This window comes from Pseudomonas sp. DR 5-09, from assembly GCF_001655595.1.
Classification (GTDB): Bacteria; Pseudomonadota; Gammaproteobacteria; order Pseudomonadales; family Pseudomonadaceae; genus Aquipseudomonas; species Aquipseudomonas pharyngis.
Map to the genome: position 1 here is coordinate 5,468,465 of NZ_CP011566.1, position 16,633 is coordinate 5,485,097.

14 protein-coding genes and 4 tRNA genes are annotated in these 16,633 nt (G+C 61.0%); 4 read left to right on the plus strand and 14 right to left on the minus strand.

Annotation, left to right across the window (positions count from 1 at the left end):
• Nucleotides 1-59 precede the first annotated feature (59 nt).
• From PDR5_RS24570 to rluD, 7 genes are all read right to left on the minus strand, one after another.
• Nucleotides 60-136: transfer RNA gene (locus PDR5_RS24570), tRNA-Pro, on the minus strand.
• A 97-nt stretch (nucleotides 137-233) separates the two neighbouring features.
• Nucleotides 234-309, minus strand: a tRNA-Lys gene (locus PDR5_RS24575).
• A gap of 5 nt (nucleotides 310-314) precedes the next feature.
• Nucleotides 315-391, minus strand: a tRNA-Pro gene (locus tag PDR5_RS24580).
• A 9-nt stretch (nucleotides 392-400) separates the two neighbouring features.
• Nucleotides 401-476 (minus strand) — tRNA-Asn (locus PDR5_RS24585).
• A 298-nt stretch (nucleotides 477-774) separates the two neighbouring features.
• On the minus strand, nucleotides 775-3,339 hold the full coding sequence (clpB, locus tag PDR5_RS24590) for an ATP-dependent chaperone ClpB (RefSeq protein WP_064382092.1): 2,565 nt from the start codon (nucleotides 3,337-3,339) through the stop codon (nucleotides 775-777).
• A gap of 131 nt (nucleotides 3,340-3,470) precedes the next feature.
• Nucleotides 3,471-4,193 carry a peptidoglycan editing factor PgeF gene (gene pgeF, locus PDR5_RS24595; protein WP_064599505.1) on the minus strand — a complete coding sequence of 241 codons (723 nt, stop codon included), beginning with the start codon at nucleotides 4,191-4,193 and terminating at the stop codon, nucleotides 3,471-3,473.
• Nucleotides 4,190-5,152, minus strand: a complete 963-nt coding sequence (rluD, locus tag PDR5_RS24600; protein WP_011335991.1) for a 23S rRNA pseudouridine(1911/1915/1917) synthase RluD — start codon at nucleotides 5,150-5,152, stop codon at nucleotides 4,190-4,192. Before rluD ends, pgeF begins: the two co-directional genes overlap by 4 nt.
• A gap of 152 nt (nucleotides 5,153-5,304) precedes the next feature.
• On the opposite strand from rluD, the gene PDR5_RS24605 reads away from it, so the two are divergent.
• The 4 genes from PDR5_RS24605 (at nucleotide 5,305) to PDR5_RS24620 (ending at nucleotide 9,602) form a co-directional block, all read left to right on the plus strand.
• Nucleotides 5,305-6,321, plus strand: coding sequence for an outer membrane protein assembly factor BamD (locus PDR5_RS24605; protein ID WP_007959566.1), 1,017 nt, complete (start codon nucleotides 5,305-5,307; stop codon nucleotides 6,319-6,321).
• A 125-nt stretch (nucleotides 6,322-6,446) separates the two neighbouring features.
• Nucleotides 6,447-6,680, plus strand: coding sequence for a PP0621 family protein (locus PDR5_RS24610; protein ID WP_039771683.1), 234 nt, complete (start codon nucleotides 6,447-6,449; stop codon nucleotides 6,678-6,680).
• Nucleotides 6,670-8,259, plus strand: a complete 1,590-nt coding sequence (locus PDR5_RS24615; protein WP_064599507.1) for an ATP-binding protein — start codon at nucleotides 6,670-6,672, stop codon at nucleotides 8,257-8,259. The genes PDR5_RS24610 and PDR5_RS24615 overlap by 11 nt, the downstream gene beginning before the upstream one ends.
• Nucleotides 8,256-9,602 (plus strand): sigma-54-dependent transcriptional regulator, encoded by a 1,347-nt coding sequence (locus PDR5_RS24620; protein ID WP_064599509.1) that lies wholly within the window; start codon nucleotides 8,256-8,258, stop codon nucleotides 9,600-9,602. Before PDR5_RS24615 ends, PDR5_RS24620 begins: the two co-directional genes overlap by 4 nt.
• Before the next feature lie 157 nt (nucleotides 9,603-9,759).
• On the opposite strand, the gene thiO is transcribed toward PDR5_RS24620, so the two are convergent.
• Genes thiO through PDR5_RS24655 form a run of 7 tightly spaced genes read right to left on the minus strand, consistent with a single transcriptional unit; the run spans nucleotide 9,760 to nucleotide 16,532 of the window.
• On the minus strand, nucleotides 9,760-10,860 hold the full coding sequence (gene thiO, locus PDR5_RS24625) for a glycine oxidase ThiO (RefSeq protein ID WP_064599513.1): 1,101 nt from the start codon (nucleotides 10,858-10,860) through the stop codon (nucleotides 9,760-9,762).
• 57 nt (nucleotides 10,861-10,917) lie between these two features.
• The gene (locus tag PDR5_RS24630; RefSeq protein WP_064599515.1) at nucleotides 10,918-11,319 is read right to left on the minus strand and encodes a type IV pilin protein; all 402 of its coding nucleotides are present in this window, start codon (nucleotides 11,317-11,319) and stop codon (nucleotides 10,918-10,920) included.
• A gap of 14 nt (nucleotides 11,320-11,333) precedes the next feature.
• Nucleotides 11,334-14,426 carry a pilus assembly protein gene (locus PDR5_RS24635; RefSeq protein ID WP_064599516.1) on the minus strand — a complete coding sequence of 1,031 codons (3,093 nt, stop codon included), beginning with the start codon at nucleotides 14,424-14,426 and terminating at the stop codon, nucleotides 11,334-11,336.
• The gene (locus tag PDR5_RS24640; protein ID WP_064599517.1) at nucleotides 14,413-14,892 is read right to left on the minus strand and encodes a pilus assembly PilX family protein; all 480 of its coding nucleotides are present in this window, start codon (nucleotides 14,890-14,892) and stop codon (nucleotides 14,413-14,415) included. Before PDR5_RS24640 ends, PDR5_RS24635 begins: the two co-directional genes overlap by 14 nt.
• Nucleotides 14,893-14,902: 10 nt before the next feature.
• The gene (locus PDR5_RS24645) at nucleotides 14,903-15,616 is read right to left on the minus strand and encodes a PilW family protein (protein WP_064599518.1); all 714 of its coding nucleotides are present in this window, start codon (nucleotides 15,614-15,616) and stop codon (nucleotides 14,903-14,905) included.
• Nucleotides 15,613-16,062, minus strand: coding sequence for a type IV pilus modification protein PilV (gene pilV / locus PDR5_RS24650; RefSeq protein ID WP_064599519.1), 450 nt, complete (start codon nucleotides 16,060-16,062; stop codon nucleotides 15,613-15,615). Before pilV ends, PDR5_RS24645 begins: the two co-directional genes overlap by 4 nt.
• Nucleotides 16,059-16,532 (minus strand): GspH/FimT family pseudopilin, encoded by a 474-nt coding sequence (locus PDR5_RS24655; RefSeq protein WP_064599521.1) that lies wholly within the window; start codon nucleotides 16,530-16,532, stop codon nucleotides 16,059-16,061. The genes pilV and PDR5_RS24655 overlap by 4 nt, the downstream gene beginning before the upstream one ends.
• Between the last annotated feature and the right edge of the window lie 101 nt (nucleotides 16,533-16,633).

Genomic DNA, 16,633 nt, shown 5'->3' on the forward strand with positions numbered 1-16,633 from the left:
GAAACATTTCCGGAGGGCAAAAAAAATCCCCGTATCTTTCGATACGAGGATTTTTAATATGGTCGGGGTAAGGGGATTCGAACTCCTGACATCCTGCTCCCAAAGCAGGCGCGCTACCGGACTGCGCTATACCCCGGTAAAAAAAAGGCGATCTTTCAAAGATCGCCTTCTTCGATCAGCGCTTTTGGCCTCTGATCTTAAGATTCGATCCCAGTGTTACCTGGTTTCAAAAATGGTGGGTCGTGTGGGATTCGAACCTACGACCAATTGGTTAAAAGCCAACTGCTCTACCAACTGAGCTAACGACCCAAAAATGGTCGGGGTAAGGGGATTCGAACTCCTGACATCCTGCTCCCAAAGCAGGCGCGCTACCGGACTGCGCTATACCCCGGTTTGAAATTGGCTCCGTGACCAGGACTCGAACCTGGGACCCAATGATTAACAGTCATTTGCTCTACCGACTGAGCTATCACGGAACTACACATTTCAATTTACTACGGTGAAACTTGCAGCTTCTCGACATCGTTTTCGCATCGCTGCGTTCGTGTGTCTGAGGCGCGCTATTCTACAACCTAGAACACCTCTGTCAACCCCCTAAATTGCTTTCAAGTTAATGATTTGCAACTTATTTCAGATTTCTGCCCAGTGAGCTGAAACCCTGTTGGTGACTGACTGCGGGGCGCACTTTACAAGCCTTTTCCTTTGAGTTCAACAGCCTGGCGAAAAAAAAGGCCTCGCATTGCGAGGCCTTGATGACGACACCACCGTCGGGCGTCAGTTGAACGTGATCTCGTCGTTCTCCACGACGCCGGTCGCGGTCTCGCCTGGCAGGAAACGCCCCGACAGGATCAACTGTGCCAGCGGGTTCTCGATCCAGCGCTGGATCGCCCGCTTCAGCGGCCGTGCGCCATAGACCGGGTCGTAGCCGACGGCAATCAGCTTGTCCATCGCTTCCGGGCTCAGTTCCAGCTTCAGCTCGCGCTCGGCCAGACGGCTGCGCAGACGGCCCAGCTGGATCTCGGTGATGCCCGCGATCTGATCCCGCGCCAATGGCTCGAAAATCACCACTTCGTCGACCCGGTTGATGAACTCCGGACGGAAGTGGGTGGAAATCGCATCCATCACCGCTGCCCGTTGTGCTTCACGATCACCGACCAGTTCCTGGATCTGCATCGAACCGAGATTGGAGGTCATGACGATCACGGTATTGCGGAAGTCCACCGTGCGGCCATGGCTGTCGGTCAGACGGCCATCCTCCAGCACTTGCAGCAAGATGTTGAACACATCCGGGTGCGCCTTCTCGACTTCGTCCAGCAGGATCACCGAGTAAGGCTTGCGCCGTACCGCTTCGGTCAGGTAACCGCCCTCTTCATAGCCGACGTAGCCCGGTGGTGCACCGATCAGCCGCGCCACGGAATGTTTTTCCATGAACTCGGACATGTCGATCCGCACCATCGCCTCTTCAGTGTCGAAGAGGAATTCGGCCAGCGCCTTGCACAGCTCGGTTTTACCGACACCGGTCGGGCCGAGGAACATGAACGAGCCGCTCGGACGATTCGGGTCGGACAACCCGGCCCGGGAACGCCGCACCGCATTGGCTACCGCCACCACCGCTTCGTCCTGACCGATCACGCGCTGATGCAACAGGCTTTCCATCTTCATCAGCTTGTCGCGCTCGCCTTCGAGCATTTTCGACACCGGAATGCCGGTCCATTTCGAAACGACTTCGGCGATTTCCTCTTCGGTCACCTTGCTGCGCAGCAACTGGTTTTCGCTCTTGCCGTGCTGGTCGACCATTTGCAGGCTGCGCTCCAGATCCGGGATCACCCCGTACTGCAACTCGGCCATGCGGTTCAGGTCGCCTTTACGGCGCGCGGCTTCCAGTTCCTGACGAGACTGTTCGATCTTCTGCTGAATCTGCGCAGAGCCCTGCACCTCGGCTTTTTCCGAGTTCCAGATTTCTTCCAGATCGGAGTACTCACGCTCGTGGCGATCGATTTCTTCCTGGAGTTTCTCCAGACGTTTCTTCGCCGCGTCGTCACTTTCTTTCTTCAGCGCTTGGGATTCTACTTTCAGTTGAATCAGTCGCCGCTCCAGACGATCCAGCACTTCCGGCTTGGAGTCGATCTCCATGCGGATGCGGCTGGCCGCTTCGTCGATCAGGTCGATCGCCTTGTCCGGCAGCTGTCGGTCAGTGATGTAACGATGGCTGAGCTTGGCTGCCGCGATGATCGCGCCGTCGGTGATCGCCACTTTGTGGTGAACCTCGTAACGCTCCTTGAGGCCACGCAGGATCGCAATGGTGTCTTCTTCGCTCGGCTCGTCCACCAGCACTTTCTGGAAGCGCCGCTCGAGGGCAGCGTCCTTCTCTATATATTGGCGGTACTCGTTGAGCGTGGTCGCGCCGACGCAATGCAGCTCACCACGGGCCAGGGCCGGCTTGAGCATGTTGCCGGCGTCCATCGAGCCTTCGCCCTTGCCGGCGCCGACCATGGTGTGCAGTTCGTCGATGAACAGAATGATCTGCCCTTCCTGCTTCGACAGCTCGTTGAGCAGCGCTTTCAGGCGCTCTTCGAACTCGCCGCGATACTTGGCACCGGCAATCAGCGCGCCCATATCGAGAGACAGCAGGCGTTTGCCACGCAGGCCATCCGGCACTTCGCCGTTGATGATGCGCTGGGCCAGCCCTTCGGCAATCGCGGTTTTACCCACGCCAGGCTCGCCGATCAGCACCGGGTTGTTCTTGGTGCGGCGTTGCAGGACCTGAATGGTGCGACGGATTTCATCGTCACGGCCAATCACCGGGTCAAGCTTGCCTTCTTCGGCGCGCTTGGTCAGGTCGACGGTGTACTTATCCAGTGCCTGACGGGACTCTTCGTGGTTGGCGTCGTTGACCGCCTCGCCACCGCGCAGGTTGTTGATCGCATTTTCCAGCGCTTTTTTGCTCACGCCCTGGCCGAGCAGCAACTTGCCGAGTTTGCTGTTCTCGTCCATCGCGGCGAGCAGCACCAGCTCGCTGGAAATGAACTGGTCGCCCTTCTGCTGGGCCAGACGGTCGGCCTGGTTGAGCAGACGCGCCAGATCCTGCGACATGTTGACGTCGCCGGTCGGGTTCTGGATTTTCGGTAATTGATCGAGCTCTTTGGTCAGCTCTTTACGCAAGCTGTTGACGTCGAAGCCCACCTGCATCAACAGGGGTTTGATCGAACCACCCTGTTGTTCAAGCATGGCTTGCATCAGATGCGCCGGCTCGATGGCTGGATGATCGTGGCCGACAGCCAGGGATTGGGCATCGGACAACGCCAACTGCAATTTGCTGGTTAAACGGTCTATACGCATGGGTCACCTTCCTTTTGAGCAGGCCGGACCTAAAAAACCATCCTGAATAAAGAAACCTGCCAGATACCGCTATAGATGCGGTCGATTCTGGAAGATTCAAGCGTCAGGGAGTTGATGCAGGTCAGACAAGCTTAGCGGGTGAGCCAGACTAGAGAAGCGAAGCGACCGGTGCGCGACGCACGGCGATAAGAGAAGAAGCGCGGATCGGTCACGGTACAGAAACCGCCACCATAAACAGCGGTGACACCGCGGACCGCCAGACGCAGCCGCGCCAGCTTATAGATGTCAGCCATGAACTTGCCGGCGTTGTGGCTCGGGACAAAGGCTGTCTCGGCTTCGGGCAATTGATTGATGAAGACTTCCCGGACTTCCGGGCCGACTTCAAAGGCTCGCGGGCCGATGGCCGGGCCGAGCCAGACCAGAATGTCTTCGGCAGGCACATCCAGACTGTCGAGGGTAGCCTCCAGCACGCCGGCCGCCAATCCACGCCAACCGGCGTGAGCGGCAGCAACGCGAGTGCCGGCACGGTCGCAGAACAGCGTCGGCAGGCAATCGGCAGTCATCGCCGCACAGGCGATACCGGGCGTCGCCGTCCAGCTGGCATCCGCCGTGGCCACCACGGACGGATCAGCATGTGCCACGGCAATCCCGTGAACTTGCTGCAGCCAGGCAGGCTTTATGGAGAAGTGTTCGGTCAGACGCCGACGGTTTTCGGCAACAGCCTCCGGACGGTCATCGACATGATCGCCCAGATTGAGGCTGTCGAACGGCGCCTCGCTGACGCCGCCCTCGCGGGTGGTGACACAGGCTTTGACGCTGGCCGGCGCGGGCCAGTCCGGCGTCAGCCAGTTCATCCGACGAATGCCTCGCGATCCTGCTTGAGCAGGGTCAGCAGCCACACCAGATCTTCCGGCAGCGGCGATTCCCAGCTCATGCGCTCACCGGTGGTCGGATGATCCAGCTCGAGGAACCGCGCGTGCAGGGCCTGACGCGGGAAGTGCTTGAGGGATTCGACCATGGTTTGGCTCGCGGCCGGCGGAATGCGGAAACGACCGCCGTACGCCGGGTCGCCGACCAACGGGAAGTTGATGTGCGCCATGTGCACGCGAATCTGGTGAGTACGACCGGTTTCCAGCTTCACCCGTACGTGGGTGTGGGAACGGAAGCGCTCCAGCACGCGGTAGTGGCTGACGGCCGGCTTGCCGCCTTCCATCACCGCCATCCGCTGGCGCTGCTGGCCGTGACGGCCGATCGGGGCGTTGATCTTGCCGCCGGCGGTCACCACGCCGATCACGATGCACTCGTAGATCCGGCTGACGCTGCGGCTTTGCAACTGCGCGACCAGCTTGGTCTGCGCCTGAATGGTCTTGGCCACCACCATCAGACCGGTGGTGTCCTTGTCCAGACGATGCACGATACCGGCGCGCGGGACATTGATGATGTCCGGCACGTGGTGCAGCAAGGCGTTGAGCAAGGTGCCATCAGCGTGACCGGCAGCCGGGTGCACCACCAGGCCCGCAGGCTTGTTGATCACCAGAATGTCATCGTCTTCATAGACGATGTCGAGTTCGATGTCCTGAGCGACCCATTCACCCTGGGCCTCCTGCTCGGCAGTGAGCTCAAGGATGGCACCGCCATGAACAATGTCGCGCGGGCGGATGACCGCCCCGTCCACAGTCAGGCGACCTTCTTTGATCCAGGCGGAAAGGCGCGAGCGCGAGTGCTCGGCGAAGAGTTGGGCGGCGACTTGATCGAGGCGTTGGCCGCCCAATTCGGACGGCACCTCTGCGCGAAGTTCAATTTTATCGGACATGCTCGGACTGGGCGTCGGCTACAGCCTTTGGTTTCGGCTGCGCGCTTGTGGTTAAATACGGCGTCTTTTGCCCCGGGGCTTTTCAACGGGGCGCTCATCATAACAGGACGGCCCCGCCCAAGACAGCGGCCGTCATAGGGACGCAAGCCGCCATGCAAGTGAAACACCTGCTGCTGATCGCCATCCTCGCATTGACCGCTGCTTGCTCATCGAAGGAAGTCGTAGACGAAAACCTGAGTGAAGCCGAGCTGTACCAGCAGGCTCAACAGGACCTGGACAACAACAGCTACACCAGCGCCACAGCCAAGCTGAAGGCTCTGGAGTCGCGTTATCCGTTCGGTCGCTATGCCGATCAGGCTCAGCTGGAACTGATCTATGCCAACTACAAGAACGCCGAGCCGGAAGCTGCAAAGTCCGCCGCCGAGCGTTTCATTCGTCTGCACCCGCAGCACCCGAACGTGGATTACGCCTACTACCTCAAGGGCCTGACCTCGTTCGACCAGGACGTCGGCCTGCTGGCGCGCTTCCTGCCGCTGGACATGACCAAGCGTGACCCGGGTGCCGCCCGCGACTCCTACAATGAGTTCGCCCAGCTGACCAGCCGCTACCCGAACAGCCGCTACGCGCCGGACGCCAAGCAGCGCATGATCTACCTGCGCAACCTGCTGGCTGCCTACGAAATCCACGTGGCCGACTACTACCTGACCCGTCAGGCCTATGTCGCCGCTGCCAACCGTGGTCGTTATGTAGTGGAAAACTTCCAGGAAACCCCATCGGTCGGTGACGGCCTGGCGGTGATGACCGAAGCCTACCAGCGCCTGCATCTGGACGAACTGGCGGCCACCAGTCTGGAAACCCTGAAGCTCAACTACCCGAACCACCCGAGCCTGCAGGACGGTCAGTTCGTGCCTCGCGTTGCCGAAGCCGACAACCGTTCGTTCCTGAGCAAGGCCACCCTGGGTCTGATCGAATCCCGTCCGCCGCTGCCGCCGGGAGAGACCCGCGCCAACCAGGACGTGCAGAAGCAGTTCCAGGACGCGAAAGACGCGATCCCGAACGAGCTCAAGCCGAAAGACGAAAACGGCGACGTGATCGAAGAGCCGGAACCGGAGTCGAGCGACAGCGACCGTTCCATCTTCAGCTACATGACCTTCGGTCTGTTCGACTGATCACTGCGGTGATGCCAAAAAGGGAGATCTTCGGATCTCCCTTTTTATTGCGGCGTGTGATTGGGCTGTGCGCCTGTCGGGTCCTTGGCTAAACTGCCGAATCATTAGCCGAAAAGCCGCCCATCATGCTTCGTTTACTGTTCTGGATTGCCTTGATCGCCGCCGCTGTGTGGTTGTGGCGCAAATTCAAGGCCCCCGCCTCGTCCACCCGATCGCCTCGCGAACAGGATGCCGCGCCGATGGTGCGCTGCGCCCATTGCGGCGTGCACCTGCCCCGCGACCGCGCGCTGAACCTTCAACAACAGTGGTATTGCAGCCAGGCTCACCTTGAGCAAGGCCCCGGTTCCAGTGATCGCTGAGGCTGACAACGCCGACAGCAAACAGGCCCAGCGACTGCTGCGTCTCTATCATCTGTACCGTTTAAGTGTCGGCATCACCCTGGTGTTGCTGATCTCCAGCAACATGGACAACCGCCTGCTGACCTCGGCCAACGACGAGTGGCTGCGCAATGGCAGCTGGTTGTACCTGGTGCTGAACATCCTGCTGGTGGTGTTCCTCGAGAACATCCGCCGCCCGGCCCAGCTGTTCGGCCTGGCACTGGTCGACATCCTGCTGCTGTGCGGCGTGTTCTACGCGGCGGGCGGTGTGGCCAGTGCGATTGGCAACTTGCTGATCGTTTCGGTGGCCATCAGCAACACCTTGCTGCGACGACGTATCGGCTTGCTGATCGCCGCCATCGCCACCCTCGGCATCGTCGGGCTCAGCTTTCTGCTGAGTTTCAGCCATTCCCTGAGCGCCAACGACTATCTGCAGGCCGGCACCCTCGGCGCCCTATGCTTCGCGGCGTCATTGCTGGTGCAAGGATTGATGCGCCGTCTCGAAGTCAGTGAGAACCTGGCCGAGCTGCGCGCCAGCGAAGTGGTGGGGCTCGAAGCCCTCAACGCGCTGATCCTGCAACGCATGCGCACCGGCATTCTGGTGCTCGACGAACAGCGCCGGGTGCAACTGGCCAATCACAGCGCCAGGACCCTCCTGGGCCAAACACACCTTGAAGGCGACTTGATCGACGAGCACTCGAGCGCATTGGTCGAACGCCTGCAACTGTGGCTGAACAACCCGACCCTGCGCCCGCAAAGCCTGAAAATCGCCGGCAATGGCCTGGAGCTGCAGCCGAGCTTCATCGCCCTGGAACAGAGCCCGAACCGACAGACCCTGGTGTTTCTCGAAGACCTCGCCCAGATCGCCCAGCAGGCCCAGCAATTGAAACTGGCAGCGCTGGGCCGGCTGACCGCCGGTATCGCCCATGAGATCCGCAATCCGCTGGGGGCCATCAGTCATGCCGCGCAGCTGTTGCAGGAATCCGAGGAACTCGACGGCGCGGATAGGCGTCTGACGCAGATCATTCAAGACCACTCCCAGCGCATGAACCGAGTCATCGAAAACGTCCTGCAACTGTCCCGCCGCCAGCAGAGCGCGCCGCAACGGCTGGATCTCAAGCCGTGGCTGGAGCAGTTCGTCGACGAGAGCCGCGAACAGGCCGGCGAGCGCCAGCACATTCATCTGCACATCGGCCCGGGAGATTTCCGCACGTTGATGGATCCCGGCCAGCTCACGCAGATTCTCGACAATCTGTTACGCAACGGCTGGCGCCACAGCGCCCTGCTGCACGATCCGGCCGAGGTCTGGCTGACGCTATCCATCGACCCCGAGAGCACGCTGGCCGTGCTCGAAGTGCAAGATAACGGCCCCGGCGTGCCGCTCGATCAACAGGCTCACCTGTTCGAACCGTTCTTTACCACCAGCAGCCAAGGCACCGGCCTTGGGCTTTATCTGTCCCGTGAGCTGTGCGAAAGCAATCAAGCGCGCCTAGACTTCAAATCACGCCAAGGCGGCGGCTGCTTTCGCATCACCTTTGCTCACGGACGGAAACAAAGTTGAACACGAGCCCACGGCAAAAAATCCTCATCGTCGACGACGAACCGGATATCCGCGAACTCCTGGAAATCACCCTGGGACGGATGAAACTCGACACCTTCAGCGCACGCAATCTCGCAGAAGCCCAAGCGCTGCTGCACCGCGAGACCTTCGATCTGTGCCTGACCGACATGCGCCTGCCCGACGGCACCGGCCTGGAACTGGTGCAGCACATTCAGCAACGTTATCCCCAACTGCCGGTGGCGATGATCACCGCCTATGGCAGCCTGGAAACGGCGATCAACGCCCTCAAGGCCGGGGCTTTCGACTTCCTGACCAAACCGGTGGACCTGACGCGCCTGCGCGAGCTGGTCGGCTCGGCGTTGCGTATGCCGGCGCCGGGCAATGTCTGCACTTCGATCGACCGGCGGCTGCTCGGCGATTCACCGCCGATGCGCAACCTGCGCAAACAGATCGACAAACTGGCCCGCAGCCAGGCACCGGTCTACATCAGCGGCGAGTCTGGCAGTGGCAAGGAGCTGGTGGCCCGATTGATTCATGAACAAGGCCCCCGCGCCAATCAGCCGTTCGTGCCGGTGAACTGCGGGGCGATTCCTTCAGAGTTGATGGAGAGCGAGTTCTTCGGCCACCGCAAAGGCAGTTTCAGCGGTGCAGTGGAGGATAAACCAGGACTGTTTCAGGCGGCCCATGGCGGCACACTGTTTCTCGATGAAGTGGCGGATCTGCCGCTGCCGATGCAGGTCAAGCTGCTACGGGCGATCCAGGAAAAAGCCGTGCGCAGCGTCGGCGGTCAACAGGAAACCGTGGTTGATGTGCGCATCCTTTGCGCGACGCACAAGGATCTCGACGCGGAAGTGGCTGCCGAGCGCTTTCGTCAGGATCTGTATTACCGGTTGAACGTGATCGAACTGCGTGTGCCGTCCCTGCGCGAACGTCGCGAGGACATCGAAGCGTTGGCCGGCCATGTGCTCAAGCGCCTGGCCAATGGCACCGGGCAACCGGCGGCACGTCTTCACCCCCATGCACTCGAAGCGCTGAAAAACTACCGTTTTCCGGGCAACGTGCGGGAGCTGGAGAACGTGCTCGAGCGGGCACACACCCTGTGTGAAAACCGCACGATCGAGGCCGAGGATTTACGCCTGAGTGAAGGTAATGGCACCGCTGAAGGCGGCATTGCCGATCTCACGCAGATCGACAATCTGGAAGACTATCTGGAAAGCGTCGAACGCAAACTGATTCTGCAGGCGCTGGAGGAAACCCGCTGGAATCGCACGGCGGCGGCGCAGCGGTTGAGCCTGTCATTTCGGTCGATGCGCTACAGGCTGAAGAAACTGGGTCTGGATTGAGGGCCTCTTCGCGGGCAAGTCGAATCGTCGCACCGCCGCTCCCACAGTTTTGTGCCGTGCTCAACTTTTGAGTAAAGCGCCGTACCCTGTGGGAGCGGCGGTGCGACGATTCGACTTGCCCGCGAAAGCGATTTATCAGGCACCGCTAAAAAACTGACTAGATCCGTCCGGCCGGTGCATACGGCGCCGGATCAATGATCGGCGCGCGCCCCAGCATCACATCGGCAAACAACTGACAGGACGCCGGCGCCAGCACCAGCCCGTTGCGGTAATGCCCGCAGTTCAGCCACAGACCGTCAAAACCCGGAACCCGGCCAATGTAAGGGATGCCCTCGGGCGAACCCGGTCGCAGCCCGGCCCAGTGCCCCACCACTTCGGCATCGGTCAGCGCCGGCAGCAACTCGACTGCCGAGGCCTTGAGGCTTTCCAGCGCGTTGTCCGTCGGGGTCTTGTCGAAGCCTTCGTGTTCCAGCGTACTGCCGATCAGAATGTGCCCGTCACGGCGCGGAATCGCGTAGCGCCCCTTGGCCAGCACCATGCTCGGCAGGAAATCCGCCGCGCACTTGTAGAGAATCATCTGGCCCTTGACCGGTTCCACCGGCAGCGACAGGTCCAGGGTCTTGAGCAGTTCGCCGCTCCACGCACCTGCGGTGAGAACGACCTGATCACCGGTGATCACACCAGTGGAGGTCTGCACGCCCACCACCCGCTCGCCATCACGGACAAACCCGCTGACTTCACACTGCTCATGGATCGTCACGTTCGGCAGCGCCTGCAACGCCGCTTTCAAAGACTTCACCAGCCGCGGATTGCGCACGTTGGCCACATCGGCCATGTAGATCGCCCGGGAAAAGCCGCCACCGAGCACTGGCACCGCATCATGCGCCGCCGAGATATCCACAGCCCGTAGCGGACGGTCCTCCCGCGCGGCCCAGGCCAGCGCTTCGGCTTCGTCATCCAGATCCAGCCAGTACAGGCCGGTGGTGTGCACTTCGGGATCGACCCCGGTATCGGCAAACAGGCGCTCGCCCAGCTGTGGATAAAAATCCTGCGACCAATGCGCCAGCGCGGTGACGGCCGGGCTGTAGCGCCACGGGTACAGCGGAGAGACGATACCGCCGCCGGCCCAGGACGACTCCTGGCCGACGTTCGAACGATCCAGCAGCACCACGCTGCCGACTTCGTAGGCGAGGTTGTACGCAGTGAGCAGGCCAATCACTCCGCCACCGACAATCACCACTTGCTGTTGCCTGGTCATGTTTGATCCAACCGTAAAAAAGACAGTGGGCGCAAATGGCGCCCGAAATAAAGCGGCTCAGCGGCCCCAGCAATCCTTGGTGGTCAGCCCGGTGGTCGCGTTGTTCATGCTTCTGACACCGGTGTTGGTGAGGGTGAAATCCCCACACTTGTCAGTGGCCATGGCCGTGCCGGTCTTGCGGGTCGCGGTCAGCAGGAAGGTCTGATCGGTGATCGTCGGCGTGATGGTGTAGAAATCGTTGCCGGTGCTCAACCCGGTGACACCGGTGTAGACGTTGTTCTTCGAATAGAAGCGTTCGAGGATCTGTGCCTGTTCCGACAAAGTGCTGACCACGTCGGCACGACGGCCCTTCTTCACGTATTCGGTGAGGCTCGGATAGCCGATGGTGATGACGATACCGATGATCGCAATCACGATCATGATTTCGATCAGGGTGAAACCTCGGTTGAATCTGCGCATGCCTCAACTCTCACTTACTGTATTTGTCGCCACATTATGCGACGGCTGCCGCCGCCGGATTTTTCCACCAGGGTGGTAATACCGCCACTGGAATCGTTCACGACCTTGCGTGATGCACCGTTGACGATGGCGTTCAAGGTCGGGATACCACCGGTGAATACCACGCCGCTGGAAATCGTGTCGTTGCTGTCGACCACGCCATCGGCATTGGTGTCGAGCACCGCGTAGTTGAGCATCTTACCGCTGAACGCATCGAGTTCGATCAGTTTGCCGGTACCGAAACTGGAACACGGGTCGGTGGTATCGACACTGGCCGTGGTGAACACGATGCGTCCCAGCACCAGACTGGCCTGATTGATCACCCGTTCGCCAGTCAAGGCGTTGTTGTACACCAGCGGCAGATACCAGCCCTTCTCCGCCGGATAAGTCGTGTCGTTCTGGCTGGTGGTGACGAACTGCCCGGTACTGCCGGAGAACACCCCGGTAATCGCCTGCGCCTGCAAACTGCTGACCGTGATCTGGCCCGACCCGCCATCGGCATCCCACACCGAATAGAACGCCTGCAAATCCTTGTTGGTCTTGTCGGCGGTTTCGTTGAACTTGCCGGTGCCAACGAAAATCTGTTTGCCGCCCAGAGCGTTGTCCGCCAGTAACGGCTGCGCGGTGATCGGCTGAGTCGTCCCGCCGGCCGTGGTGAACAACGGCTTGCCGGAAAAAGCTACGCCCCAGCTGTCGGAGGACGTGGCGCTCAGGTCGAACTTCCACAACCGCCCCTTCAAGTCACCGCCATACGCCGCCTGCACCACGTTCTGCGAATTGACCCGCAGCTTCACTGAGGACAAACCGTTGGTGGTTTCCGTACTGTCGATGACGATTTTCTTGATCAGCGAGCCGTCACGCACATCCAGCACATACAGCGCCGCCACCCCGGAGTTGCTGCCGTAACCATTGGCAATGAACGCCGCCCAGCGACCATCAGCCAAGCGTGCCACTTCCGGACGGGCATAGGCGTAACCCAGATCATTGAAAGCGTTGGAAGTGCTGGCAGTGGCCGGCGCGCTGACTTCCCACAAGGCACGAATGACGTTGCCCGCCGAGGCGTCGAATAGTTGAAGCCCATAGAAAGTCTTGCCACCGGCCCCTGTCCCGCCGATGGCCAGGGTTTTCCAGGCCGTGCCGAATTGCGCATCGAATACACCGAGTTGACCATCCACCAGAAACTTGTGGCTGACGCCATTGACGTAGTTCGGATCGGCAATCAGGCGCAGCGAGGGCAATACGCTGGACGGCATGTAGGCATAGCGCCGGGTACCGTTGGCCGAGTTGATGACGCTGACAAAACCGTCGTTGGCGTTTACCACCAGGCTGGCATTCATGTTCGAAGCCTTGGTGGTCAGGTAAGTGCTGTAGGTGGTGTCACCGGCCAGATCGGAAGCGGTTTTTTCCGTGGGCGAAGCCAGCACCAGCGGCGAGTTGATGATGTCTCCGAGCAACACGCTGCGCACTTTGAGCCCGGTCTTGTTGGTGCCCTTGCTCCATTCAACCAGGTCGATGCCGCTGATGCCGGTGGGCAAACCCTGGCTGAGAACAGTCTGCTGGGCCGGTGAGAAATTACCGTAGGCCAGCGTAACCACCGCGTTGTTCAGGGAATTCCAGGACTGGTAGGTCGGCGCAGTGGCACCGGGCACGATGGCCGTGTCGGTGGTCCACAGCGCGGTCGACGTATTGACCGCCCCGGCCGAGTTGAACCCAAAGGACTTGATCGTGCCGCGCCAGTCCTTGGGGTCATAACTGGTCTGGAAATAACTGGTGCCGCTCGCCAGCGTGGTGCCACTGGCCACGCCGCTGCCGCCGGAACCGGCCTTCGAGGTGATGTCGCTCAACGCCGAAGACAGCGCGGCATTCAGGCCGGCGCTGTCGGTCGCCTGGTAGTAGCGGCCCTGTCCGTAATCGGCGGCGTCCGAGAGCATGTCGTTGGAAGCGGTGAAACCCACGGTGTAGGTGTTCATGTTCTGCCTGGGGAAATCCACCGCGTTCCAGCTCTTGCCCGCTGCATCGGTGCCGGTGGAACGCATGTCGATGTCGAAGGCGAACTTGGCGATATCGTCCAGATACAGCGTATCGCCCTCCCCGTCCCCGTTGAGGTTGTTCCCGTCATTGTTGATGCCGTCCCAGTTCGGCAAGCGGCTGCCACCCAGCGGGTCGTTGCTGGGAAAGGTGCGGTCATAGGTCGGCAAACCATCAGTGATCACCACCCCGTAGTTTTTCTGGCAGCGGTACTGGATCGGGCTGGTGTAAGTGCTCGGCGTGCTGTTGTAGTACGGCGCCATCCCGCGCATGTAGCGGGTGATTTCGTAGTAGGTCTCGGCCAGCGGCGTGTTGGCCACCGCGCTCAGGCCATTGATCGAGGAAATCAGTGCGTTGTAGTTGGTGTCGGCCTGGGCCTGGGTCACGCTGCCGCTGACCGGTGACAGGTCGCTGACGGAGCGGGCAATGAAACCGCCGTTGCCGGGGTTGTTGCTGGTGGCCGGATTGAAGGTGGCCAGGCCCATGCGCAGGTTGCGGTTGCTGGTGACCAGTGCGGTGGAGACGTTGCGCGCCACGTTGATCCGGTAATCGTTGGGAATCGCCCCGGTGGTGAAGTCGCGTGTGCCGTTGTTGATCGCCAGACTCACCACGTAGGAAATGTAATCCGCCGAATAGCGGGTGTTGCCGCTGCCCACCGGATCCGGCAGCTTCAGGCAGAGCGGCGTCAGGCTGTTGTTGTAGAACGCATAGGCGCCGCCGGAGCAGCCGGAGGTCGGCAGGCTCGACAGAAAGATCGTATCGCCGGTAATGGCGGTCGAGCTCAGACACAGGCCGATGACCGCGTTGCACTGACGGGCCGGCGTGCGATCCACGGTCGGATCGAACCCTGCTGCATAGATGATGCTGTTCATGCTGCCCGAGTCGTCGATCATCAACATGACGTTCGGTGGCACGGCGGCCGCGCTCAACAGTGGCGAGTCGGACGGCGTGAAAGCATACGCCGGTGCCGCCAGATAGAGCCCGGTCAACATGCCGAGCAGCAGCGACAACCATTTGAAGCGTCGCTCAGTACTTCGCATAGACACTCTCCACCACACTGCGCGAAGTGCCGGCGATGCCGACGGCCGTGACCCGGTACAACGTCGCCGAGGTGTTGCTCGGTACGTTCACCGCCGTCAGGGTCGTGCCGATATTCTGCACCCCGTAGAACCCGCTGCCGGCGGCGATCCAGGTGACCCCCGACGTGGAGTTGAACCCGGCCGTGCTGACCACCGAGGACTCCGCCGGCGGCGCGCACTGGGTAGGGCTGGCGCACACCGCCAGCGCGTAGCCGTCCAGTTGCACCGCACTTTCGCCGATGCGCAGCGCCGCCTCGGCCGTCTGGAACGATTGATTGCGCAGACTCACGCTGCCGGCCATTTTTTCCTGCAGGTTGGCGCTCTGCATCGATGACAGGCCGATCACCGTCAGAAGCAGCAGAAATACCAGGCTGACCAGCAACACCATGCCGCCCTGGGACCTTCGCCGATGGAGAGAAACGTTCATCGCTCGCCCCTCACTGCAAGCGGTTGCGCAAGGCGGCAACCACGTTGAAGGTTTGATTGCTGACCCGGTTGTTCGGGTCAGTGAGGGTCAGGCTCAGGCGCACGCTGCGAATCCGCGCCGGATCACCGGGGTTGGCGCTGTAGGTGGACGCCGCAACATCGGTCGCGGAACTCGCCAGACCGAACGTCACGGTAAATGCACTGACGTTGTTCACAAGCACCTGTTGGGCCGGATTGCCGCTGCCAGTGCCCATCAGAATCTGGTTGTTGCTGAAGCTGTAGACCAGCCGACGGATCGGGAACGCGATCTGCCCCGTCGCCGCCACTCGCGCGCCGGTATAAGCGGTGGCGCTGTTGCGGCAATCGGAGACCACGGTCCAGGTCGGCGTCCCGCCCGCGCTGCCGACATCGGCGGTGACCAGGGTCAGTTTGAGATTGGCGTTGTCCCAACTGATCGGCGTGATCTGGGCCGCATTGAAATCCCCCGCCGAGCTGGAATCGGTAATCGTGCCCAGGCAGCCGAACATGCCCACCATGCGCAGCTCCTGAATCATCTTGCTCAGCACAAACCGCGCGTCCTCCTGCATGGCGGCCGCACTGTTCTGACTGACGTAAGTGTTCTTCGCCGCCAGGAAGATCTGCACCACGCCGAGCACCACGATCAGCCCCAGCGCCAGAGCGACCAGCATTTCGATCAGACCGAAACCCAAGTTATGGCGCTTCATGGTGTGGTCACCGGATCGACCGCGGCGCGACTGGTCAGGACGAAGCTGCGGGTTGCACCGGCCGTATTGGCGGCGCGCGCGTCACTCCAGGTGATGGTGATGGTGTACACGCGCTGATTGAGGGTGATGCTGCCGGTGGCGGTCGGGCCGCCGAAATTGACGATGTTGGTGCTGAAGTCGTAGAGATCCTGATCCCGGGCGACACTCAGGTTACCCGTGGTCGGCGGTGTGACGGTGTAGTCGGCGCCCGAGTTGGCGCGGATCCGGTCCATCATGTCGTAGGCGATGAAACTCGCCTGGCTGGTCATCCGCGAGCTGTCGGTGTACTTCAGCGCATTGAGCTGAACCGCCGCCGCGCCCAGCAACCCGACCGTCAGAATCAACAACGCGACCAGCACTTCGATCAGCGTCATGCCCTCCTGTGCGTGCTTGCTCCCTGCCCTCATCCGCAACTTCCACCCAATTGAATTCGTCCGTTCAGACACACGTTCAGCGTCCTGCTTTGCGTGCCCAGCGTGTAACTGATCACCACCGCCGTGGATGGCGCCGCCAGCCCGCCCAGATTGTTGAAATCCAGCGCGGTCACCCCAGAGGGTAGCGTCAGAGTCGCACCGCTGCTCATTGCTGGAACAACCCGTAATACATTGGCCGGAGTGCCAGTACTGTCGTAGACCGACAACTCGCCGGTCCAGACACTGCCGCCGGCGCTCGGCCGCAAGCGAGTGGTGACGCCCCGGTTGATCGCCTCGAGCCTGGCGTAGTTGAGGGCCCGTTGCAGGTCGCCGACCTCGGTGTCGGCCTTGCTGCCCTGCACCGAACGGGTGAATGCCGGCACCGCCATCGTGATCAGGATCACAAACACCGCGACCGCCACCAACAGCTCGATCAGCGTGAAACCTTTTGTACGATGATCCATCGATGCCCTCCGTTGCCGTCGGCTATACCTGTACAAACCTAGAACATTCGACCGGCATGCGCCGGTTGATTTACCGCGTGCGGCGCACGGATTGCGCCGCC